Consider the following 22,257-nt stretch of genomic DNA (forward strand, 5'->3'; position numbering starts at 1 on the left):
GATAATAAATACAAAACGCGCCTACCATGGTTCATGGTGGGCGCGTTTTAGTTTTCACTTCAATTGACGGGTCAATCTATATGGCGAGTTATGCGGGTTTCGTTCTCAATCGAGTCAGTATGTCCATCTGTTTTAGATTCGCCATGCCAACGTAAGCCACTGGCACTAAGAACAATGAGAAGAAGGTTCCGGCAGTCAAACCTCCGACTAATACCAAACCAATATTGATTCGACCTAATGAACCCGGGCCATCCGCCAGTGCCAATGGCAATGAACCGAGGATCATCGTCAGTGAGGTCATCAAGATTGGACGCAGCCTTGAACGTGCACTGCTGATCGCAGCTTCTTTGGCACTCGCGCCAGATTTGCGTTTCTCGTTAGCAAACTCCACCAGCAAAATACCGTGTTTGGTCACGAGACCAACCAGTGTCAGCAATCCTATCTTCGAGTAAATATTCAGGCTTTGGCCAAATACCGAAAGTGTCAATATTGCGCCCACAATACACAGTGGAACGGTCAGCAAGATGATCATCGGGTCGACAAAGCTTTCAAACTGCGCCGCCAAAATCAAGAAGATAAAAATCAACGCCAATACGAACAGCACTTGTGCGCCCGCGGTTGAATCAACCAAATCTTTAACGATGCCATTGAACTCGTAGCTCTGAGCAGGTTTCAACAGGCTTGGTACCGTGTCATCAATATATGCCTTCACGTCGCTCGCCGTATATCCGGGCATCAAGTCCGCGGTGATTTCAGCGCTGTCTTTACCCATGAACGTCTTGAAGTTAGATTCCGATGTCACTTGTTTGATTGATACAAACTGGGATAAAGGAAGCCTTTGCCCCGACTGTGAATCCACATACAACTTATCAAGCACCTTGAAATCACCAAGATCACTTCGGTTTACTTGAACTTGAATTGGGTATGTATAACCGTCGTCCGCTTGCAAATCTGCGGCTTTAACAGAACCAAGGAACGTCGATAACGCATTGGTTACGTTACCGTAATCAACACCAGACAATACAATCGCATTGCGATCAATCGACAAATCATAACGTAATTGGTCACGCAACATTGAGTTCTTAATGTTGGTCACACCCTCGTAATCCTCAAGCGCCTTAACGACTTCGCTCGCAGTTTCAGACAGCACAGTGGTATCACGGTTAACCGTCGTCAGTTCAAGGGTCATGTTGGTAGCGATGTTCAAGTTATCTGCTGAGCGAACCTTGAAAGACATGCCGTAAGCAGAGACCGAACTTTGTGCTTTAGCAATAAACTCGTTTACCAATTCATCCGCTGACTGGTCACGTTCACCCCATGGTTTCAATAGAACATGATTGGTCGGTGTACCTTCAATGTAAGATAAGTTCGCTTCTACTAAACTATTACCTTTGAACACACTGTTCAGTTGCTCGTTGTTATCTAGATGGTACTGACGACCAACACCTGTTGGTGGCGTAGACGTCACCTCAACAAAACCGGTATCTTCGGTTGGAAGCAACACTTGAGGCATTTTCCAAACCGCTAAGGCCGATAAAGCGATCAGCACTAAAGCAATACCACTCATCAGAGCCTTACGATCAAACCATTTACCTAGCTCTTTGGTGTATAAATCCGATAACACATTCAGTTTCGCATCAACTTTTTGATACCACTTCGCCGGAGTTGATACTGGCTTCATTAAGTAAGCACTCATCATTGGTGAGAGCGTTAACGCCACAAATCCAGAAATGATCACCGCTGCTGCAAGCGTGAACGCGAACTGCCTGAATAGATCGGCAGTTAGGCCTGCCATCAAGCCAATTGGTAAGTAAACAACCGCCAAAGTCAGCGTCATCGCAATCACTGGGAAGACAATCTCTCGACACCCTTTAATTGCAGCATTGAATGGCGTTTCACCTTCTTCGATATGACGGTAACAGTTTTCAGCCACAACAATCGCATCATCAACCACCAAACCAATGGCGAGAATGATAGCGAGAATCGTCAGTACGTTGATGCTAAATCCAAGTAAATGCATGACAGCAAATACGCCTATTACGCACACAGGAATGGTGATGATCGGAATTGAAGCAACTCGAAAAGAGCCAAGGAACAGAACCACAACCGCTGAAACCAGAACAATCGCTTCAACTAAAGTCATGAAGCCCTCATCAATTGCGGTTTTAATGAAATCCGCTTGGTTGTAGACCATCTTCATCTCAATGCCTTCTGGCAACTGAGGCTGAATCACATCAATCTGTTTCTTAACTTTATTCGCAACGGTTACTGGGTTTTCACTTTTCAGTGGCAACACCTGAATCGACATCGCTAGATTGTCATCTACACGCAGAATACTTGGTGTAAGGCTCTCCTCACCCATTTTGACTTCAGCAATATCACCGATACGAATGATCTTGCCGTTATCAACACGAACCACTAAGTCTCGTACATCATCAACGCTGGTTACTTGGTTGACTGGGTTGATGGAGAAATCTCGCACCTGCCCCTTGATGGTACCGGCGGTAAACGTTGCATTGTATGAGCTCAATGTTCCAACAACATCGGATGCACTCATATTGAGCGCCATCATGCGATCCGGTTGCAACCAAACACGCACCGCTTTTTCGCTGCCACCATACGGCCCCCAAATACCACCCACACCTTGGATGTGCTTAAATTGAGGCACGACTTGCTGGCTAATGTAGTCGTACATGTCTTGCTTAGACATCTTGCCAGTATTCACAAACGTGATGATGTTACTCGGCATACTGGTGTCAGAAGAATCATCCGTGACCGTTGGCTTATCCGTCATACTCGGTGGGAAATCACCAATCGCTTCGACGCTGCTGCGCAGGTTGTTCATCAAGCTGGTGTATTCGACGTCATTAATGTCATCTTCAAAGATGATTTTTAGATTACACGTGCCTTCCTGACAGTCCGTCGTCATGGTTTTCACGCTGTCGAGGCCCGTTGCAGCAGTAATAAGCTTATCTGCCACATTGCGCGACATAAACTCAGCGCTCGCGCCATTGATCGCAGCCGTTACCGTTGCTGACGGTGTTTTATGTTCTGGAAAGTATTGGATTGAGAGCTTTTGAAATGACAAAAGCCCAAGCAAAACAATGGTGATGCTCAGAACTGACGCAAACACAGGGTGCTTGATACAAATCTCAGGAAGCTTCATTCAGATTCTCCTTCGTTACAGCTTCCTTGCTTAGTGTTTCCTTACTGTGAGTTTCCTTGCTTTGAGTTTCGCTTGATGAATCCTCAACAGTCGCGCTAGTCTCTGCTTGCTCGCTGTTTTCGTTGATCGCTTCATCTACACCTTTCGATGCTTCCGTCCAATCAACCGAAGGTTCAATTGGATGTGCTTCGTCCACCTGTGTTACGGTCTTTTCTACTTTAGGCTCAGCGGTCTGTTGAGTGTTATCTTTGCTTGTCGGTTCCGTGATTAGCTCAACAGTTTTCTGTTCAGCATTTGGGTTCATGACCTTAACTAACGACGCTTTCTTAAGGTTCTGTTGTCCCGTCACAACGACGTTATCGCCAAGTTTCAAGCCTTTCTCTACAACAACGTAACCATCGTTAGTATTCACGCCTAATTCGACAATGCGTTGCTCGATTTTTTCACCATTCACGACCCAAACAAAACGCTCTGCATCTTTTGCTTGAACGGAGTTTTGAGAAACCACCATCTGCGTTGAATCTTCGCTGGTCATCTGACTTACTTTGGCAAACATACCCGGAACTAAGCGATGCTCTGGGTTAGTCACGTGCGCGTGAACTTCTACACGGCCCGAGCTTTCGTCCACCGCCGGCGCAATGTAATCCACCACACCAGAAAATGCTTCATCGACAAATGCATCAACTTGGATGGAAACATTCTGCCCCAGCTTTGCATTTCCTAAATCCGACTGGCCAATGGAATATTGAACTTCAACAGGATCGAGTTTGATCAAACTGACCAACGCGGTTGCGCTATCAATCTTACTGCCCACTGAGTGAGTGAAGTTAGTTAGCTGCCCATCAAATGGCGCTACCAATAAATAGTCATTCATCAGCGCTTCTTTCTGACGGAAATCAGCTGCGGCTAGGTTCGCCTGTTCGCCCAGCTCTTCCACATCTTGTTGAGACATAGAGTCAGGCTGTTTCTTTAGTAATTCTTGTACTCGCTTTAATTTCGACTTTGCTAACGCTAGAGAGCTTCTTGCTTTGTCTAAATCGGCTTTCGCTTTGGTATTGTCCAGTTGAGCGATCAGTTCGCCTTTTTTAACTGAATCTCCATCTTTGAAATGGATGTTGAGAATTTTGTCGGAGGCACTAAATGTCAATGCAGCAGAATCCGTTGCCCTGATTTTGCCAACCTCGTTGATTGAAGAAGTGAATGCTTGTTTGTGAGCTTTTTCGATAGTCACAGGAATTAAGTTTGAGTTTTGGGCAAACGATGGAGAGATATGTAAGGCAAACAGTGCCAAACAGATTGTTTTACTAAGCTTTGTAAATTTCATTTTTAATAACCATAACCGTTGAATTCGTCTGAATTAAAACGTTTTTCTAAGCAGCTATTTCTTACTTAATGAGCTTCCAGCTATTTAAATAATGCTAAAACAGCTAATAATGAGAAAAGGGCTCAACTCACTGTCGAGCCCTGCAATTTTTATATGATTCCTAAATTTTTACGTTCTGAACTCCAAAGTAAAAGTTAAAAACGATGCTGATACTGAACACCGAGCAAGAGAGCATCGGCGGTCACATCAGCAGTTATATTGGAACTCGTTTCTGGGATCGTCGTCAGGCTTTCGTCAATATCTTGTGATTCTCCGATGATAAAACCGACACCAATATCCACAGAACTGGCAGCCGTGAAGTTATATGTCCCTCCGACCGTTAGCCAATGACGGTTAACATCAGGAATTGATAACGACGTGAGTTCGTCAGTTGGGGAAATGTCGTACATGTAGCCAGCTCGTAGAACGATGTCTTTCGACATGGTGTACGTACCACCGACAGAAACATGTCCTGCGTCTTTCCATTGATACTCTTTAATTGAGTCGTCATAAGATTCAGATGTTAGCGAATCAAATTCAGACCAGTTCACCCACTGCAGGCTATAGTGAAAAGCCCACTGTTCGTTGAGCTGGTGCCAACCGGAAAACTCTAGAGTGTCTGGTAACGGAACATTCATCTTGTCGGCAGGGACACCGCCTCTGGTAATGTCACCTTCCACTTCAATATCGGGGCTGTAACGGTAAGTAATACCAAACTTGTTATGTTCATTGACTTGGTAGGTCGCCCCAACGTTAGCCCCCAAACCGAAGCCATCGGCATCTACGTTTAACAAGTTTTGGCGGTATATTTCACCCTCACCGTAAATAACATCTAGCCCTGCGCCCAAATTGATTTTTTCAGACAACTCATAAGCCACAGCGAAGCCAACATTGATACTGGAAAGCGCCGTTTTGCCTCCAAACTCATCCGCTTCAAACGACTCGTCAAACTCTACGTCAGTACCGAAATTGGAATGGACTGTTGCGCCCAGAGTGAACTTAGAACCTTCGATAGGATGCACATAATGAATGTTCGGAACTAATGTCCCTGCGTCTAGAGATTGATCATCGAGTGTTTCTGTATCGCCTTTCATTGGTGTGTAGCTAACACTAGACACATCAATACCACTATCGATATAGATAGCGCCGACAGAGAGTGTTGGTTGCTCGATGTAAGCCATCGCAGCACTGTTCTTAGCAACAATCGCAGCGCTATCTGCCATCACAGCATCACCAGCGAATGCACGGCCTAAGCCTGTTGCAGACTGCGCGTTAAGTTGAAATCCAGCCGCATTAGTCAGGCAAGGAACAAGAGCAGCGGCAGTGCCCAATAAAAGTTTATTCTTCATCTTGAGGCACCTCTGTTTCGATATGCTCTTCGTTATTAATGACGACTACTGAACCGTCACTCATTACCATAGAAGCAACGGCAATTTGTTGAGTGCCCACCGCTTCACGAACGTCTGACATGTTTTCACCTGGTGTGCCCGGCAAGCCATTTTCATCAACGGGACCTTCATAGGGGAACAAATACGTACCATGCCCGCCGGTAGTTGTTCTCACGGCTCCACGCTTTTCATTAATATTTTCTGAGGTACCTGTTATTGGGTCTAAGCCAAGCGCAGTAATCAGTGGTTCAGTACCAGTACGAATGTTATCTGGCGCGGTATTCGGAATTACGCTATCTGGGACGTAATCAACACCAACGTCACAAGTCTCCCCGCAATCTCCAACGGCAGCTAACAAAAGAGTTGGTTGCTCAGCAGCGACTTGGCGAGAGATAAAACTAGCAGGGTCTGCACTATCAATTGTGGCTTGAACCCCTTGTTTAAGGTCTGTCACAACTAAATCAAAGATGTCATTCTCTAGCTGGCTGACAAGCAGCGCGTTGTCAGATGAAAGCTCTACAAACTCACGGAGCGCTTCAATGCACTGCTGATTTGTTGCTTCTGCTGTACATGTATCTGGTATGACAGTTTCAGCAATACCGCGCTGAACATCTGGAGACTTCTTAACACCTTCAGACATTTCAGGTCCTAGGGTTTGAGAGGACAGAACCAAGTTGGTTAACCCCTGCCCCGGAACAACAAAGTTCACCGTATTGAATTCAAAATTAGAATTAGTATCCGAGTGAAAATCAGGGCTTGCTTGGCTAAACTCACTCACCATTACCGACATAATGCCGCCCAGCGATTGTCCAATTAAGTGAACGTCATCTTTTTTCACCCAAGCTTCTTGGCTTAGCGCATAACGAAGACCTAAAAAGTCAGACACTGATTGCTGAAGGTTAGAACGCAGTGCTAAAGGGGAATCAATATTGATGAAGAACGCCTTGTCTGCTCTAGCACTAATCTCTACCCCTTTCTCTGGCCCCTCACCGTCTGGATCGGTATTGTCATAGCGCATTCTTTCCCCGTGATATGGCATATCGATAGCAACAACGGCATAGCCTTTTTTTGTATATTCCGCAGCCATCAAAGAAGCAGTGCCGCGCTCTGCTGTAACACCATGAATAAAAATAGCTGTAGGTAACTGACTACTTTTATCCCATCCATTAGGAACATAAATATCTGCAGTTATATCTAACTCTTCGGTTATCTTCGGGGTTGATTCTCTTTCTGTAGGAAAACCACCGTCGGTGTTTGTAATCCATTCGTAAAGTGGCGAGCAATTCTCCTTCGGTTCAAATTCATCAATGATACACTCTGATTCTCTCGCTTTAGTAAAAGGTAAATAGGAAGGAATTTTAAGTTGTTTGGTATATAGATCGTAATCTTTCTTCCGTTCTGTAATCGGATTTAACTGACCAGTAAAAGCGCTTCCAAATGCCTCATGGTTGTATTTCATCGCATCCAATGGAGAATAAGCACTCTGAGTTTTAAATTGTGCTGCATATACAGGAATACCCTTATCTGGATATAACGCATAATATGAATCAATAGCGCTCAATACTTGCTCTTGAAGAACTTCTTCTTTTTCGTTATTTAATGGAACGTCTGAATAAATCAACTCATCAAAGCTGGCATCTGCTTTTAAAGACTCATTAAATTCAGTTTTTACCCCATCCGTTACTACAATCGAATAAGTACGACTCTCAGCTAAGCCTGATTCACATTGAATTTTAATATTGGAACCATCAGCTGATATTTGAGTGACAACTTCCTCACCTGTTAGGTCATCAATTAATACAACATTCCCGGTTAAGGTTTCGTTATTGAGTGGATAACGCTTGTCCGAATTAACACTTTGTAAAGGAATTAAAATCGGTTCCGCACAAAGCCCCCAACCGTCTAGGGCTGCGTATGAATTGTTGTAGTCCTGATAATAAGCATCATTGGTCGATGACATTGCGGCAACGTCTTCACCGACACCGGATATTGTTCCATCGTCGTCATACCCATAACCATCGTTCGGTTTTGGTAGTTCATTAATGTTGTAGGGAACCAATACCGAAACGGCCTCTTGAGTCGAGTCTTCAGACTGACAGCCGAGTAAGGCAAGCGTAATTAGTCCACATATATATGGCTTATTGAAATCTTTCAAAACAGCTCCTTCGTAGCTTTCGCATTTAACTGGTGTGGTCATGCGATTTATCGTTATTTGAGTTGCCGATTGAGTCGGAGGTAAGCTCGACTTTTATTCGTAGAGAGCAAGGCAACACAGAGTTGGAATGACACGTTGATAAAACTACGTAAGAAATTTGAGCAATTAACCCACACCCACTAAATCAGCGTCACCCGTTAATGATCCAATAGCTACTAACGGCAAGCACCTGAAACCGCATTAAACAACCTCAAAAAGGTATATAAGGAAATCTAATTAGGTTAATAATCAACATAAATTCAGTCACTTAAATATCAAAGACGATGAAATCAGTAAGTTTATGTTTGTTGTAAGATTTGTTATATTTAGGTTAGAACGCTTATAGCGATGAGAACCCAGATGTCTGCTGAATTTATTATCAATGATGATATACAGGTCAATTTAGAAGAGAGTGAAATCCATCACTTTAAGACGGGCCGTACCTACCCAATAGGTTCTAATGAATCAGAGCTGCTTAAGTTTTTTATCTCGAGACCCAATGAGGTGATCACTCGCCAAGTTCTTATTGAACAGGTGTGGGTGTCTAAAGGTATATACGTTGAAGATGGCAGCCTAATGCAAACCATCTCGATTTGCCGAAAAGCGTTAGAAGATAAGAGTGGGATGATCATCGTCACTGAGCGCGGTAAAGGTTACCGATTTGCAGGACAAGTGACACAAGACAAAGAACGCGCGCTGCGTCAAATTCAATCGCAACCAAAGCAAGAACCGACACAACCTGAAAGCAACACAGCGCCTGAAAGCTCAACAACCAAGACAACGGCCGCTACGAAAAAAACAAACAGTCTATTAGCACTGGTTGCATTATTTGTAGTGGCTGCAGGTTTATCCCATTATTTGTTTTCTTATTTAGATAGAAATAGCCTAGGCGAAGATCTCGTGGGTCAGCATTTTATCTCTTGTAGAATCGAATCCGACGAATTCACTTTTAATGAGTTATTCAACGTAACGCTTTATGAATATAAGGGACGAAAAATCATCATCGATAATTCAGGAAAATCTCTGAGCTTCCCTGCCGGATTTAAAGGAGTGACTTGTGAATAATAAAACGAATACAGCAATTTTTGTGGTACTGCTTGGCGTATTAGTCGGCTGGGTTTCTACCTTTATTCCCAAGTCACATCTTGAAGGGCATTATTTAGCAAATACAGCATCGATTATTAACTCGTCCAATAATATGATTCATAACCAGTCTGCTATTAACATCGAGTTTAAGAAGAATGACAGTTATGACCTATTGTACGTATCGACTAAGCAAGTCGGCTTTACGTCATCGGGATCTTACTCTGTCACTCAACACGACATCTCACTGGATGAGAACCAACACCAACAAATCATCCCGAATCGCGAGTTGTCGTTTTACGAAAAGGTGATGATAAGTGAAGGGTCTACCCTATCTTCTGACGCCATGCCTTACATTCCATTGAATAGAGAAGAGTTTTTACTCATTACTCGCTATGGGATGATTCATTTTTGTAAGAAGGTTATCTGTTCTGAGCTGCCAACGTATTCAAATGACACTCCTGACGTTGATATAAACTAAACTCGCTCGCTATTTTTAAACCTAATTATATTTGAGTGCCAACTTGTGTTTTAGCGCTTACTTATGGGAAATAAGTAGGCGTTAAACATAAGTAACCTTTAAATGTAAGTAAGCTTAAAAGCTAAGATTCTCACCTCTTTACTCCGATAAATACCCAGTTCGTTACACGTTCCCTTCCAAAGTACAAAAAACACTCACGATTTATAAAACAACACCACTATATGCAACTAGAACAATTAAAGGTGATCCAAGTTATATTCTAGGGAGTCACAAAATTTGTTTATTAACATCCAAACAACAGTGGTTAATCAATATTTACAACCACAATTAACATCGAAAAAAATGTTTGTCTTAGATCATACCAACCTCAACTATGCCTCGTGCCACAGTGCAGTTTTCTGTACATTCATTGTCATATTCTGAAACACTTTCTTATATTTTTTAAACTTTGTGGAGATTTCTATGTTAGAGCTCTTGATCGGATTAGTAATTACCATCGCTGTTGGTTACTTTATTGTGAAAGGCTATAAAGCGGCAGGCGTATTACTAACTGCTGGCCTTGCCCTACTTCTTATTACTGGCCTTATTGGTCACACAGTCTTACCAGCTAAGGTCGCTTCAACAGGTAACATGGTTACCGACTCACTCGAATTTGTTAAGTACATGCTTCAGTACCGTGGAGGCGGCCTAGGCATGCAAATCATGCTTCTTTGTGGTTTTGCTTCTTACATGACGCACATTGGTGCTAACAACGTAGTAGTGAAACAGTTCTCTAAACCGCTTGCTGCTATTAAATCTCCCTATGTACTTCTTGTTGCGGCTTACATCGTAGCGTGTCTAATGTCTCTAGCAGTAAGTTCTGCAACAGGCCTTGGTGTGTTACTGATGGCGACCCTATTCCCAATGATGACGGCGATGGGTATTTCACGCCCAGCAGCGGTTGCCGTTTGTGCATCACCTGCAGCAATCATTCTTTCACCAACCTCTGGTGATGTGGTTATCGCAGCTGAAAAATCAGGCATGTCTCTTGATGTGTTTGCTGTTCAAACAGTATTGCCTGTTTCTATCTGTGCAATCATCGTGATGGCTGGCGCGGCTTTCTTCTGGAACAAATACCTAGATAAAAAAGAAAACACGCCAATGGAAAAAGTAGACGTTTCTGAAATCGAAACAACAGCACCGGCTTTCTACGCTGCACTGCCATTCCTACCTATCATCGGCGTTTTCCTATTCAACGGCCGCACGATTCCAGGGCTTTCACTTGATATCTACACCATTGTTGTAGGTTCTATCTTCGTGGGCGCAGTTATCGATTACGTTGTTAAGAAGTTTGACGGCGAGAAAACATTAGAAGACTTAGATTCTTGCTACCAAGGCATGGCTGACGCGTTCAAAGGCGTGGTAATGTTGTTGGTTGCGGCGGGCGTATTTGCTCAAGGTCTAATGTCTATCGGTGCGATTGATAACCTAATCGGTCTTGCTGAATCTGCAGGCGCAGGCGGTATCGCATTAATGCTTATCCTAACAGGTTTAACGGTTGCTGCAGCTATCGCGACAGGTTCTGGTAACGCGCCTTTCTATGCATTCGTAGAACTGGCTCCATCACTAGCGGCGAAAATGGGCTTGAACCCAGCGTTCCTAATCATCCCTATGCTTCAAGCATCTAACCTAGGCCGTACCATTTCTCCAGTATCTGGCGTAATTGTTGCGACATCGGGTATGGGTAAAATCAGCCCGTTTGAAGTTGTAAAACGTACTTCTGTTCCAGTAATCTGTGGTCTTATCACGGTTATCTTTGGTACGCTGGTATTGGTTCCAATGGCAGCTTAACTTTAAGAAAAACTCTATCTAGACTGATACAAGCTAAGATAGAGATGCCGATATAAAATGCCCTAACAAAAAGGCGCTGAACTTAATAAATTCAGCGCCTTTTTTACGTCATATTATTTTAGACAATTCAAAATTCTATCTATTGGAGCATGACACTAAAAATGTCACAAGATCTTGAAACAGCACGGCTTTAAATAGTATTACTTCAAAGGAACAAGCCCTACTTCATGTCTCCATAACGTTCTAAATAAAGAACGGTTGCTGCGGTACGAGAAGGCACTTGCAGCTTTTTCAACAAACTCTTCATATGTACCTTAACTGTCGATTCAGAAATAAACAGGTGATCGGCGATCTGCTTGTTACGGTAACCTTTCGCGACTTCTTGAAGAATTTGCATTTCACGTTCAGTCAATTGGTCGAAGATATCATTTCGACTGTCAGCATCATTCAAATAGCGAGCTATCACACTGCTGTATGCCTTATCGCCGCTATGTGCTTGCTTAAGCAGTTCAATCAACTCATCGGGTTCAGTATCTTTCAGTAAGTAACCATCAGCGCCCGCTTTAACAATCGCTTCGATATCCGCAGGGCTATCAGAAACCGTTAAAATAACGATGTTAGCGCTTGAACCATCAGTACGAAGTGCTTTCAGAGTATCTAGCCCAGACATGCCTTTCATATTCAGATCCAACAGGATCAAATCAGGTTCTTCTTCATGGGCAAGAGCGACCGCTTCAGTACCGTTACTTGCTTCTGCAATCACTTCAAATTCATCTTCAAAGCTCAGTAATTGGCTTATACCTCTGCGCATCAATGGATGATCATCAACCAACATTACTTTACAAATCGTCAACTTTAACTTCCTTTAAACTTTTATATTTCAATATGACTGTACAGCCCTCACCTTGAGCTGCTTCAATCGTTAAGTCACCATTCAGTCTTGCCGCACGCTCCTGCATAATACTCATTCCGTAGTGGTTCATCTTCGAACTACTTGGGTCAAAGCCTTCTCCATTATCTTTAATCACGACTAATACTTGTCCGTCCTCATCGATACAGCATACATCTATCAAGTCGGCATTGGCGTGTTTTATTGCGTTTATTGTTGCTTCACGAATCAATTGAAGCAAGTGAACCTGACTGTGCGCATCAAGCTCTAGCGATGAAAGGTTATTAGTTAATTTAATCTTCGCATCGGTTCTTTCACTAAGTTGCTCTAGCATGGTGCTCAAAGCATCTCCAAAGCTACCCTCTTTGATGGATAACCTAAATGTGGTGAGTAGCTCTCTCAATTGAGTATAGGCACCGGCTAACCCATTCCCTATCTCAGATGCTATCTGCTCAGACTGCTCTCGATGTTTGTGTTCCGGAAGTTTACCAATAACACGCTTTAACAATGTCACTTGGATTTTTAAATACGACAGCGATTGGGCCAATGAATCATGCAGTTCACGCGCAATCGTCGCTCGCTCTTCCATAATAATAAGCTGCTCAGCTTTCTTTTGAGCGCGATTATAGTAGATAGCTCTCGATAACAGTTGAATAAAACTCTCAATTAGCGTCTTAGTTGAATGACCATGATGATATGAGCAATACAGATAGCCCAAAACAAGCTCGTTATCATCCAGTTTCATTTCAAACTTTTCATAATCGCAAGTCGGGTCGTAACCTTCATCCATAATCAAAGAACGTCCCGAATTATCGACTATTTCTAACCTTAGCGATTCAATCCCTTCTAGGCTGACCAAGTGCTGCAAAATAGCTCGGAAATTTTCCGGTGCAACACGCGTTACCGTGAGTTCTTGAGAAGAATAATAGAGTGCTTGCAATGATTGGTTGGCATTTTGTAACTCAACCGTCTTGGCATCGACAACATCTTCAAGGTTTCGATACAGCACGCCTAAATCTTTCGCCATCGAGTTAAATGTTTTGGTCAAAATGCCCAGTTCATTATTGTTGGTAACCTCCAACTTAACCTCGAAATCACTATTTTTTATTCTCTGGCTAGCTCTAACGAGAGCGTGTAGAGGCTTAACAACTTGTTTACGTACAAAATGAACAACAAAAAGAGATATGACGAGTATTCCACCTAGACCTATACCACCAGCCCATGCCAATTTAATTAATTTATTTTCTGAAAATTCTTGTAACTTAAAAACAAAGCGGTCGATTTCAATAACAAAATTTTCAACAAGTACCAGGTAGTGTTTTCTATCTTCGCTATTTAAGACCTGCTTCAATTCATGCCAACGGCCAATTATTAAATAATAATCATTTGTAATATCAGTTGGCACTTCCCAACTCACCAAATTAGTCATCGATGTGGAATAAAGGGAACTTTCAAATTCACGAATATGAGAATCGTAATCCACTGATTCTATTTGAATATCATGCGCTAAACGGTAGCTTTGCATGCGCATTGAGCCAGCCACATTAACCGCCTCGGCATCATTAAGGCTGGACGCTAATGTAAAAATAGCAAAACCGGTGGTGGCAACTGAAAGGAGCAATATAAATAACAATGATTTAGCTATTGTACTCGTCACAGATGAAACAGGTTTAATAAGCAAAGTTAATATCCTGAAGGTATAAAAATGGCTATCGAGAACCTATTGTCACACATCAAAAAACAGAGCTCCATTCAATATGTGACCAAACGCTTCATAATTTATTGATCTAAGACAATATAGGATCCTATTTAGCCCTTAAGGGGTATTTATACAAATATTTCTAAAACTACACTACTTGTGAGGATAAATGACAAGATATTAACGAAACAATGATCTACAATTACAACATCTTAGCAACATTAGTAGGCATTTAGTGGTAGACCTATCGAGACGACGCCTATTTTCTAGGCGAAAAGTAGATTCAAGCCAAATTCGATTGCCTTGGATTAAAAGTCTAGAAAGCTTCGCAGATGATTGTACACGTTGTGGTAAATGCATCGAAAGTTGCGAGACACACATCATCATTGTCGGCGACGGTGGTTTTCCTACTGTCGACTTCTCAAAAGACGAATGTACATTCTGTTATCAATGTGCAGACGTTTGTCCAGAGCCAATTTTTAAACCCAAGGAAGAAACGCCTTGGCTGGCAAAAGCAACTATCTCTGATAAGTGCTTGGCCCAACAAAATGTTGAATGCCGAAGCTGTGGTGACATGTGTGAACCTATGGCGATTCAATTTCAACTTAGAGCAGGCAGTGTTGCTCTACCAAAAATCGAGTTAGATGAGTGTAGCGGTTGTGGAGCCTGCGTAGCAGTTTGCCCTACTTCGGCTATTCTTGTGAGTAATGCATAAAACAAAAATAACGAGAGCAATTTATGGCACTAAATGAAGTGCATATATCAAGTTTAGTCGTGCATGTGAGCCCAGAGCATCTAGACGAGATCAAAGCACAAATCGAGCAATACGATAATGCGGAAATCTACGGCAGTAGCCCTGAAGGCAAAATCATCGTGGTCCTAGAAACCGAGAACCAAGGTTTTGTTACGGACACCATCGAAGAAATTAATAATATTACGAACGTTTTAGGGACAGCTTTGGTTTATCACCAAATCGAGACTGGACTAGACGAAACGGATTTAGAAACTGGAAGCAACAATTCTCAACTTGAGGGTGAAGTATGAAAATGACAAGACGCGCGTTTGTGAAAGCAAACGCAGCTGCATCAGCGGCAGCCGTTGCAGGTGTAACTCTACCAGCAACAGCAACCAACCTGATTGCTAGCTCTGATCAAACAAAAATCACGTGGGATAAAGCGCCTTGTCGTTTTTGTGGTACGGGCTGTTCGGTACTAGTTGGTACTCAAAACGGTAAAGTGGTCGCGACTCAAGGCGACCCAGAAGCACCTGTAAACAAAGGCCTTAACTGTATTAAAGGCTACTTCCTTTCAAAAATCATGTACGGTAAAGACCGTCTTGAACAGCCTCTTCTTCGTATGAAAGATGGTGAGTTCCACAAAGATGGTGATTTTGCACCAGTATCTTGGGACAAAGCTTTCGACGTAATGGCTGAGAAATGGAAAGCCGCTCTGAAGAAGAACGGTCCAACAGGCGTTGGTATGTTCGGTTCCGGCCAGTGGACAGTAATGGAAGGCTACGCAGCGGTTAAGCTGATGAAAGCGGGCTTCCGTTCAAACAACATCGATCCAAATGCTCGTCACTGTATGGCATCTGCGGTAGGTGCATTCATGCGTACTTTCGGTATCGATGAGCCAATGGGTTGTTACGATGACTTTGAACACGCAGATGCATTCGTACTGTGGGGTTCAAACATGGCAGAAATGCACCCAGTACTATGGACTCGTATTACAGACCGTCGTCTAAGCCACCCACACGTTAAAGTAAACGTACTGTCTACTTACTACCACCGTTCTTTCGAGCTTGCAGACACAGGTTACATCTTCGAACCTCAATCAGATCTAGCGATTGCTAACTTCATCGCTAACTACATCATTCAAAACGATGCGGTGAACTGGGAATTCGTGAACAAACACACGAACTTCAAGCAAGCAACAACAGACATCGGTTACGGCCTTCGTGACAATGACCCACTACAGAAAGCCGCTGCGAACCCTAACTCAGGTAAAATGACTGATATCAGCTTCGAAGACTACAAAGCTTCTGTTGCTGAATACACCGTTGAAAAAGCATCTGAAATGTCAGGTGTATCTCAAGATGACCTTATCAAGTTGGCTAAGCAATACGCAGATCCAAACATCAAAGTAATGTCACTTTGGACTATGGGTATGAACCAACATACTCGTGGTGTATGGATGAACAGCCTTGTGTACAACATCCACCTTCTTACAGGTAAGATTTCTACTCCAGGTAACAGCCCATTCTCACTTACTGGCCAACCATCTGCATGTGGTACAGCTCGTGAAGTAGGTACGTTCTCTCACCGTCTACCGGCAGATATGGTGGTTGCTAACCCTAAACACCGTAAGATTGCAGAAGACATCTGGAAGCTTCCAGAAGGCACTATCCCACCTAAACCGGGTAAACACGCTGTTGCGCAAGACCGTGCGTTAAAAGATGGTACGATCAACGCGTACTGGGTAATGTGTAACAACAACATGCAAGCTGGTCCAAACATCAACACTGAACGTCTACCAGGTTACCGTAACCCAGACAACTTCATTGTATGTTCTGACCCGTACCCAACAGCAACAGCTCAAGCTTCTGACCTTATCCTTCCAACAGCAATGTGGATTGAAAAAGAAGGTGCTTACGGTAACGCTGAGCGTCGTACACAAGCATGGTACCAACAAGTTAAAACCGTAGGTGAAGCAAAGTCTGACCTATGGCAAATCATGGAGTTCTCTAAACGCTTCACTGTTGAAGAAGTTTGGGGCGAAGAGCTTCTAGCTAAAGCACCTGAGTATCGTGGTAAAACGATGTACGACGTGCTGTACAAAAACGGCAACGTTGATGCATTCCCACTGTCTGAAGCACAAGAGCTTAACGACGATGCTCAAGCTCAAGGTTTCTACGTTCAAAAAGGTCTATTCGAAGAATACGCAGCCTTTGGTCGCGATCACGGTCACGATTTAGCACCTTACGACACTTACCACAAAGTCCGTGGCCTACGTTGGCCTGTTGTTGACGGTAAAGAAACACTGTGGCGCTTTAAAGAAGGTTCAGATCCATACGCTAAGAAAGGTTCTGGTTGGGATTTCTACGGTAAACCAGATGGTAAAGCTCTTATCATCAATGCTCCTTACGAAGCACCACCAGAAGTGCCAAGCGACGAATACGACATGTGGCTATGTACAGGTCGTGTTCTTGAGCACTGGCACACAGGTACTATGACTCGTCGTGTACCAGAACTTTACAAAGCAGTACCGGATGCACTTTGTTACATCCATCCTGCTGACGCTAAAGCTCGTGGCCTTCGCCGTGGTGATGAAGTTCTTATCGAAAACAAACGTGGTGAAGTACGCGTTCGTGTTGAAACTCGTGGTCGTAACCGTCCACCACAAGGCTTGGTATTCGTACCATTCTTTGATGCAAGAATTCTGATCAACAAGTTGATCTTGGATGCAACGGATCCTCTGTCTAAGCAGACGGATTACAAGAAGTGTCCAGTTAAGATCACTAAGGTTTCTTAAGAGCCAAGCGCTTTTCGAACCTAGATACAAGATCTAACGTATTTAATATTGCGACTACTTTTTTCGTTACTTTTTGAAAGAAGTAGTCCACTCAAAGAATTAGCCTTTAGGCGGAGAAATTAACCATGAAAAAACTGATTACTGCCCTACTATCAGCTGGTCTTTTGCTAGCTGGTGCAGTTCAAGCTGAGCTGGATAACCCAGGCGGCATTGGTGGCGTAGAATCTCTACGTGGTGCAAGTGAACTTGAAGCAACTCGCGCAGCAGATGACTTCAAAAAGTTTCCTCGTGACCAAGTACTTGAGAGTGACTACGTATACCAACCACCTTTAGTACCTCATACTATTCGTAGCTATGAAGTGTCTCTTAACGCTAACAAGTGTCTTGCTTGTCATAGCTGGAAAAACGCAAAAGAAATGGGTGCAACTAAAGTGAGTGTAACTCACTACATGAACCGCGAAGATGCGGTACTTGCTGATGTTTCACCTCGTCGTTACTTCTGTCTACAGTGTCACGTACCTCAAGCTAATGCTAAACCGCTAGTTGAGAACGAGTTCAAACCTGTAGATTCACTGCGTTAATCGTAGCCGGACTGTAAGAGAGGCTATATATGATAAAATTACTTAAAGCGTTTTGGAAAAGACTCGCGACACCAAGTAAAGCAGCGGTAGGCGTTGTTTTGTTCTTGGGTTTCTCGGGTGGTCTTTTGTTCTGGGGTGCATTCAACACGGGTATGGAAGCAACCAATACGGAAGAGTTCTGTTCTGGTTGTCACGCACCTATCGTTGCTGAAATCCAAGAAACAATTCACTACTCTAACCGTTCTGGTGTTCGTGCTATCTGTTCAGACTGTCACGTACCTCATGAGTGGACAGATAAAATTGTTCGTAAGGTTCAGGCTTCTAAAGAGCTATACGCACACTTTATTGCGAAAACCATCAATACTGAAGAAAAGTTCAAAGCACGTCGTGCTCACTTAGCAGAACGCGAATGGGCTCGATTGAAAAAGAATGATTCACTTGAGTGTCGTAACTGTCACCAGTTCGATTACATGGACTTCTCAGAGCAGAGCCCTCGTAGTGCGAAACAACACTCGACAGCGCTAGCTTCTGGTGAAAAAACGTGTGTAGACTGTCACAAAGGTATCGCACACAAACTACCAGACATGCACGGCGTTGAAGGCTGGCAATAAGGAGCGATTGAATGAGTACTTTAGAGAACGTAATTTGGCACATCTTAGGTTACAGCGCTATGCCAGTTATCATTCTTGGTGGCTTTGCAGGTGTTGCAGCCGTATCTCTTTGGCTTTTATCTATGACTAAAGACAAAGAAATCGATTAGAAATCGAAGAGTACGTCAACTTTTATCAGCTAATTTTAATCCATTCTGATATGGGTTGACTCTAAAAAGCCACTGATTTCAGTGGCTTTTTTAATATCTAACGTTTTATCTTTTTATTAATAGGTGGCAACCTCCCTACCTCTCCTCTTTAGTCACATCCACAATACAAAGTACCTTTATACAGAGCCCTTTAGATAGACACTTCGATTAAAGAAGAGCTATTAGTAACGAACCAGTATTTTTCTTTACTACACCACTGCCACTTAACCGTTGTAAACAATATCGCTAAGATCGAAGCATAACTCGGTGACATTTCGGCCTTTTGTTTTTAATTTCATGTGTTTTGCTATTGATTTCACGTGTTTCATTATTAATTTCAGGTGTTTTGAGTAAATAAATCAACAATTTGACTAGATTCGTCGCGAAATTGGATTAGAATCACACTGTTTTTGACAACACTTAATTGAATTTAATGCAGTTCGACCTTAAAGACTCAGTAAAAATTTCCATAAACACATTGGTTGTGGGAATGTTTGTTACATCAATTCAGAAAAGTGAGCGTGTTTATTTATCTAACGCTGGACGCGTGTCTTCAAAAAAAGGAATTGATACATTAGTTAATAAAGGCATTAAGTATGTCTGGGTTGACAAGAAGCTCTCTGCTAAAGGTTGTAAATTTCATCCAGTTCCTGATGATGAAACGAGTGAGGAACAACAAAAGAGCAGTAAAAGTTCTCCAAGTAAATTGGTCTCTCGAGAAGTAAGGCAAAAAAATGCAGAGCGAATCATCCAAGAAGCGCGTGGTCTTGCTCAGAAAATTATTACGGCAACATTTGATTCGCATACGTTTGTTTCGGATGAACTGGATGGTTGGGCGGATGAGCTGATTGAATCAGCACTGATCAATTCAGATGCCTTGCAATGTGTTTCTGCATTACGTAAGAAAGATGCCTATTTGCTTGAACATTCCGTTAATGTCGCCACACTTTTGGTCACATTTGGCAAGCATTTGGGTTTTGGCAAAGACCGATTAAAGCCATTGGCTATTGGTGGGATTATTCATGATGTCGGTAAAGTGCATATCGATGATAATGTTTTGCACAAGCCTTCTCGTTTAACCGAGGAGGAATTCGCTCACATCAAGCAACACCAAGTATTTGCTAAACCTATCATCAAAAAAATCGAAGGCTTAAGTCAAATTAGCCGTGATGTATGTTTAATGCACCATGAAAAGTTAGATGGTACAGGTTACCCTAATGGATTGAGTGGCGAGCAAATTCCGCAGCACGGCCGAATGGCTTGTATCGTCGATATCTATGACGCATTGACGGCTGACCGTTGCTACAAACGTGGAATGAGCCCAGCGGAAGCGTTTAAAATAATGTTAGGTATGACACCTAATCACTTAGACCGGCAATTGGTGTACAAATTTATTAATTGCATTGGTATTTTCCCTATTGGGGCCATCGTTGAGCTGAGCAATGGCCATCTTGGAATTGTATGGTCATCGAATGATGATGCTCCTGTTGAGCCTGTCGTTAAGTGCTTCTATTCACGAAAGAATAAACGTTTCATTGACGTCAAGTATGTGGATTTAAAACACAGCTGGCATACGATTGTAAAAGCAATTTCTCCTACGAAGGCTGAAATTGATGTCACCCCTTTCTTTTAATAGAACCTGCTATTCGAGGGGGATGAGGTCAGCACTTTCCATGTATGGCCTGATTAGATAAAACGGACAAGTCTAGAAAGCCACTGATTTCAGTGGCTTTTATGTTTTCAGAAGTTCTTTCATAAACCCTTTACTAGCCCATATCCATATCCATATCCATATCCAATTTTAATCAATAACCAAACACTCATTTCACCTCCAATTTACTCGCTGTTAGGTATATCTATAGATAAATACCTTAGAGTAAGACAGCATGAACACACACCGCCCCCTATCCGCATTATTACTACTGGGTAGTCTGACCTATCTCACGGGTTGCGCTTCTCTATCACCAACGCCGCAAGCCAGTTTGAACAATACAACCCAGATTCCCGAGCAATGGGAAAGCTCTCAACGATACGTAAACACTACGATGTCAACACAATTGCTCTCGCTGTTCAACAATCAAGCTCTCGCCGATCTGGTTCAAGAAGCCCTCACCAATAACCACGACCTACATAAAACTGCACTTCGCTTGAAGCAAGCTGAACTATTAGCGGCTCAAAGTGATCAATACCTTCAACCTTCTTTAAATACAGACTTTCAAGCCTCTAGACAAAAAACAAGTCAGATTCAGAACAGTCACAAACTGTCTTTGAATTTAAGTTGGGAGTTTGATGTTTGGCGACGCTTAGCTGACACAGCAAGAGCAGCTAACGCGAAACAACAGGCAACACAACTTGACTATGTTTACGCACAAAACTCTCTCGCGGCTCGCGTAATAGAGACGTGGCTTGATGTTGCTTACAGAGCAAGAGTGATCGGAGTTGAACAACGCTGGCTACAAAGCCTTTCAAACACTGAGAATATTGTACTAGAGCAAGTGCTCGATGGGTTTAAAGAACAAGCAGACCTCGACACAGCTCGTGCTGCAACATCCAGAGTAAGAGCGAGTTTAGCGGCTAAAGAGCAAGATCAACTTATCGCAATCAGAGGGCTTAATACCTTGCGAGGTAAGAGCGACAACCAGCTTAACCGAATGATTTTCACGATCCCAGAAGTTGAAGCTCCGCCATTACGTCTTCCCGGAGAAATGATTGGATCACGTCCTGACCTCCTTGCCGCTTATCAGCAAGTGCTCGCCGCCGACAAAAGCGCGGCAGTTGCTTACAAAGATCTACTGCCTAAATTCACGCTGTCTGCCTCTGTTTATCGTAGCGGTTCAACACCAAACCAGCTTATCGACAATCCTTCCCTGTGGAACCTCGTTGGGGGGATCAGCGCACCTCTTCTTGACCAATCATCACTACAAACCCAAGCAAAAATAGCTCAGCTTCAAGCAGAAGAGAGCTTTGTTGATTACCAAAAGAAACTATTGGTTGCCATCAATGAGGTAGGAAATGCACTAGACAAAGAGTTCTACCTCAAACAACAAGAACAGCATTATCGAGATGCTTTTACATTCTCCAAGGCTAGTATGAAAAACTATCAAAACCTTTACCAGGAAGGAGCCAGTGACGTTTTGGCACTGCTTATCGCCCAACAATCTATTTACCAATCTAAAATCCAGTTGCTTAATACTCAGCGTAGTCGGCTCTCAAACAGAATTACCTTAGGGTTAGCATTAGGAATGGGGGTTTAA

Annotated in this window: 17 protein-coding genes; 11 read left to right on the forward strand and 6 right to left on the reverse strand. The window is 43.0% G+C overall.

Annotated elements, in window-relative coordinates; genetic code table 11:
* Positions 1-88 precede the first annotated feature (88 nt).
* The 4 genes from AB6D80_RS07985 to AB6D80_RS08000 form a co-directional block, all read right to left on the reverse strand.
* A complete protein-coding gene (locus AB6D80_RS07985; protein ID WP_372188202.1) occupies positions 89-3,166 on the reverse strand; it encodes an efflux RND transporter permease subunit in 3,078 nt (1,025 codons plus the stop codon).
* Positions 3,153-4,490, reverse strand: a complete 1,338-nt coding sequence (locus AB6D80_RS07990) for an efflux RND transporter periplasmic adaptor subunit (RefSeq protein ID WP_371702172.1) — start codon at positions 4,488-4,490, stop codon at positions 3,153-3,155. The genes AB6D80_RS07985 and AB6D80_RS07990 overlap by 14 nt, the downstream gene beginning before the upstream one ends.
* A 194-nt stretch (positions 4,491-4,684) precedes the next feature.
* Positions 4,685-5,878, reverse strand: a complete 1,194-nt coding sequence (locus tag AB6D80_RS07995) for an outer membrane protein transport protein (RefSeq protein WP_371702174.1) — start codon at positions 5,876-5,878, stop codon at positions 4,685-4,687.
* Entirely contained in the window at positions 5,868-8,114 is a 2,247-nt protein-coding gene (locus tag AB6D80_RS08000) for a lipase (RefSeq protein WP_372188205.1), read from the reverse strand. The genes AB6D80_RS07995 and AB6D80_RS08000 overlap by 11 nt, the downstream gene beginning before the upstream one ends.
* Before the next feature lie 357 nt (positions 8,115-8,471).
* Between AB6D80_RS08000 and AB6D80_RS08005 the strand changes: the two genes are divergently transcribed.
* From AB6D80_RS08005 to dcuC, 3 genes are all read left to right on the forward strand, one after another.
* On the forward strand, positions 8,472-9,176 hold the full coding sequence (locus AB6D80_RS08005; protein WP_371702177.1) for a transcriptional regulator: 705 nt from the start codon (positions 8,472-8,474) through the stop codon (positions 9,174-9,176).
* Positions 9,169-9,675: a hypothetical protein gene (locus AB6D80_RS08010; protein ID WP_372188207.1), complete on the forward strand. Its 507-nt coding sequence runs from the start codon at positions 9,169-9,171 to the stop codon at positions 9,673-9,675. Before AB6D80_RS08005 ends, AB6D80_RS08010 begins: the two co-directional genes overlap by 8 nt.
* A 462-nt stretch (positions 9,676-10,137) precedes the next feature.
* Positions 10,138-11,505 (forward strand): anaerobic C4-dicarboxylate transporter DcuC, encoded by a 1,368-nt coding sequence (gene dcuC / locus AB6D80_RS08015; protein WP_009845449.1) that lies wholly within the window; start codon positions 10,138-10,140, stop codon positions 11,503-11,505.
* Positions 11,506-11,725: 220 nt separating this feature from the next.
* Here the strand turns inward: dcuC and AB6D80_RS08020 are convergent, their stop codons facing one another.
* Together AB6D80_RS08020 and narQ are read right to left on the reverse strand one after the other, a co-directional pair.
* Positions 11,726-12,358, reverse strand: a complete 633-nt coding sequence (locus AB6D80_RS08020; protein ID WP_372188208.1) for a response regulator — start codon at positions 12,356-12,358, stop codon at positions 11,726-11,728.
* Positions 12,345-14,075: a nitrate/nitrite two-component system sensor histidine kinase NarQ gene (gene narQ, locus AB6D80_RS08025; protein WP_009845451.1), complete on the reverse strand. Its 1,731-nt coding sequence runs from the start codon at positions 14,073-14,075 to the stop codon at positions 12,345-12,347. The genes AB6D80_RS08020 and narQ overlap by 14 nt, the downstream gene beginning before the upstream one ends.
* Before the next feature lie 253 nt (positions 14,076-14,328).
* Between narQ and napF the strand changes: the two genes are divergently transcribed.
* The 8 genes from napF to AB6D80_RS08065 all read left to right on the forward strand — a co-directional run bounded on the left by napF (position 14,329) and on the right by AB6D80_RS08065 (position 22,257).
* Positions 14,329-14,808, forward strand: coding sequence for a ferredoxin-type protein NapF (gene napF / locus AB6D80_RS08030; protein ID WP_017101835.1), 480 nt, complete (start codon positions 14,329-14,331; stop codon positions 14,806-14,808).
* 23 nt (positions 14,809-14,831) lie between these two features.
* A complete protein-coding gene (locus AB6D80_RS08035; RefSeq protein WP_009845453.1) occupies positions 14,832-15,137 on the forward strand; it encodes a chaperone NapD in 306 nt (101 codons plus the stop codon).
* Positions 15,134-17,623 (forward strand): periplasmic nitrate reductase subunit alpha, encoded by a 2,490-nt coding sequence (gene napA, locus AB6D80_RS08040; RefSeq protein WP_009845454.1) that lies wholly within the window; start codon positions 15,134-15,136, stop codon positions 17,621-17,623. Before AB6D80_RS08035 ends, napA begins: the two co-directional genes overlap by 4 nt.
* Before the next feature lie 125 nt (positions 17,624-17,748).
* A complete protein-coding gene (locus AB6D80_RS08045; RefSeq protein WP_372188210.1) occupies positions 17,749-18,204 on the forward strand; it encodes a nitrate reductase cytochrome c-type subunit in 456 nt (151 codons plus the stop codon).
* A 29-nt stretch (positions 18,205-18,233) separates the two neighbouring features.
* Positions 18,234-18,815 carry a NapC/NirT family cytochrome c gene (locus AB6D80_RS08050; RefSeq protein WP_009845456.1) on the forward strand — a complete coding sequence of 194 codons (582 nt, stop codon included), beginning with the start codon at positions 18,234-18,236 and terminating at the stop codon, positions 18,813-18,815.
* A gap of 11 nt (positions 18,816-18,826) precedes the next feature.
* Positions 18,827-18,964 carry a TIGR02808 family protein gene (locus AB6D80_RS08055; RefSeq protein ID WP_009845457.1) on the forward strand — a complete coding sequence of 46 codons (138 nt, stop codon included), beginning with the start codon at positions 18,827-18,829 and terminating at the stop codon, positions 18,962-18,964.
* A 472-nt stretch (positions 18,965-19,436) separates the two neighbouring features.
* Positions 19,437-20,636, forward strand: a complete 1,200-nt coding sequence (locus AB6D80_RS08060) for an HD-GYP domain-containing protein (RefSeq protein WP_371695659.1) — start codon at positions 19,437-19,439, stop codon at positions 20,634-20,636.
* Between the two features lie 412 nt (positions 20,637-21,048).
* Positions 21,049-22,257, forward strand: a complete 1,209-nt coding sequence (locus tag AB6D80_RS08065) for a TolC family protein (RefSeq protein ID WP_372188219.1) — start codon at positions 21,049-21,051, stop codon at positions 22,255-22,257.

It is taken from the genome of Vibrio sp. 10N.247.310.17 (assembly GCF_041466605.1).
In the GTDB taxonomy this organism is placed as follows: domain Bacteria; phylum Pseudomonadota; class Gammaproteobacteria; order Enterobacterales; family Vibrionaceae; genus Vibrio; species Vibrio tasmaniensis_A.

What these genes read in the sequence shown, in the direction of transcription:
- AB6D80_RS07985 (WP_372188202.1), bottom strand. Translation starts at nt 3,166, where the DNA reads ATGAAGCTTCCTGAGATTTGTATCAAGCACCCTGTGTTTGCGTCAGTT.
- dcuC (WP_009845449.1), top strand. Translation starts at nt 10,138, where the DNA reads ATGTTAGAGCTCTTGATCGGATTAGTAATTACCATCGCTGTTGGTTAC.
- AB6D80_RS08065 (WP_372188219.1), top strand. Translation starts at nt 21,049, where the DNA reads ATGTCAACACAATTGCTCTCGCTGTTCAACAATCAAGCTCTCGCCGAT.
- AB6D80_RS08050 (WP_009845456.1), top strand. Translation starts at nt 18,234, where the DNA reads ATGATAAAATTACTTAAAGCGTTTTGGAAAAGACTCGCGACACCAAGT.
- AB6D80_RS07990 (WP_371702172.1), bottom strand. Translation starts at nt 4,490, where the DNA reads ATGAAATTTACAAAGCTTAGTAAAACAATCTGTTTGGCACTGTTTGCC.
- AB6D80_RS08045 (WP_372188210.1), top strand. Translation starts at nt 17,749, where the DNA reads ATGAAAAAACTGATTACTGCCCTACTATCAGCTGGTCTTTTGCTAGCT.
- AB6D80_RS08060 (WP_371695659.1), top strand. Translation starts at nt 19,437, where the DNA reads ATGCAGTTCGACCTTAAAGACTCAGTAAAAATTTCCATAAACACATTG.
- AB6D80_RS08000 (WP_372188205.1), bottom strand. Translation starts at nt 8,114, where the DNA reads ATGACCACACCAGTTAAATGCGAAAGCTACGAAGGAGCTGTTTTGAAA.
- AB6D80_RS08005 (WP_371702177.1), top strand. Translation starts at nt 8,472, where the DNA reads ATGTCTGCTGAATTTATTATCAATGATGATATACAGGTCAATTTAGAA.
- AB6D80_RS08035 (WP_009845453.1), top strand. Translation starts at nt 14,832, where the DNA reads ATGGCACTAAATGAAGTGCATATATCAAGTTTAGTCGTGCATGTGAGC.
- napA (WP_009845454.1), top strand. Translation starts at nt 15,134, where the DNA reads ATGAAAATGACAAGACGCGCGTTTGTGAAAGCAAACGCAGCTGCATCA.
- AB6D80_RS07995 (WP_371702174.1), bottom strand. Translation starts at nt 5,878, where the DNA reads ATGAAGAATAAACTTTTATTGGGCACTGCCGCTGCTCTTGTTCCTTGC.
- AB6D80_RS08055 (WP_009845457.1), top strand. Translation starts at nt 18,827, where the DNA reads ATGAGTACTTTAGAGAACGTAATTTGGCACATCTTAGGTTACAGCGCT.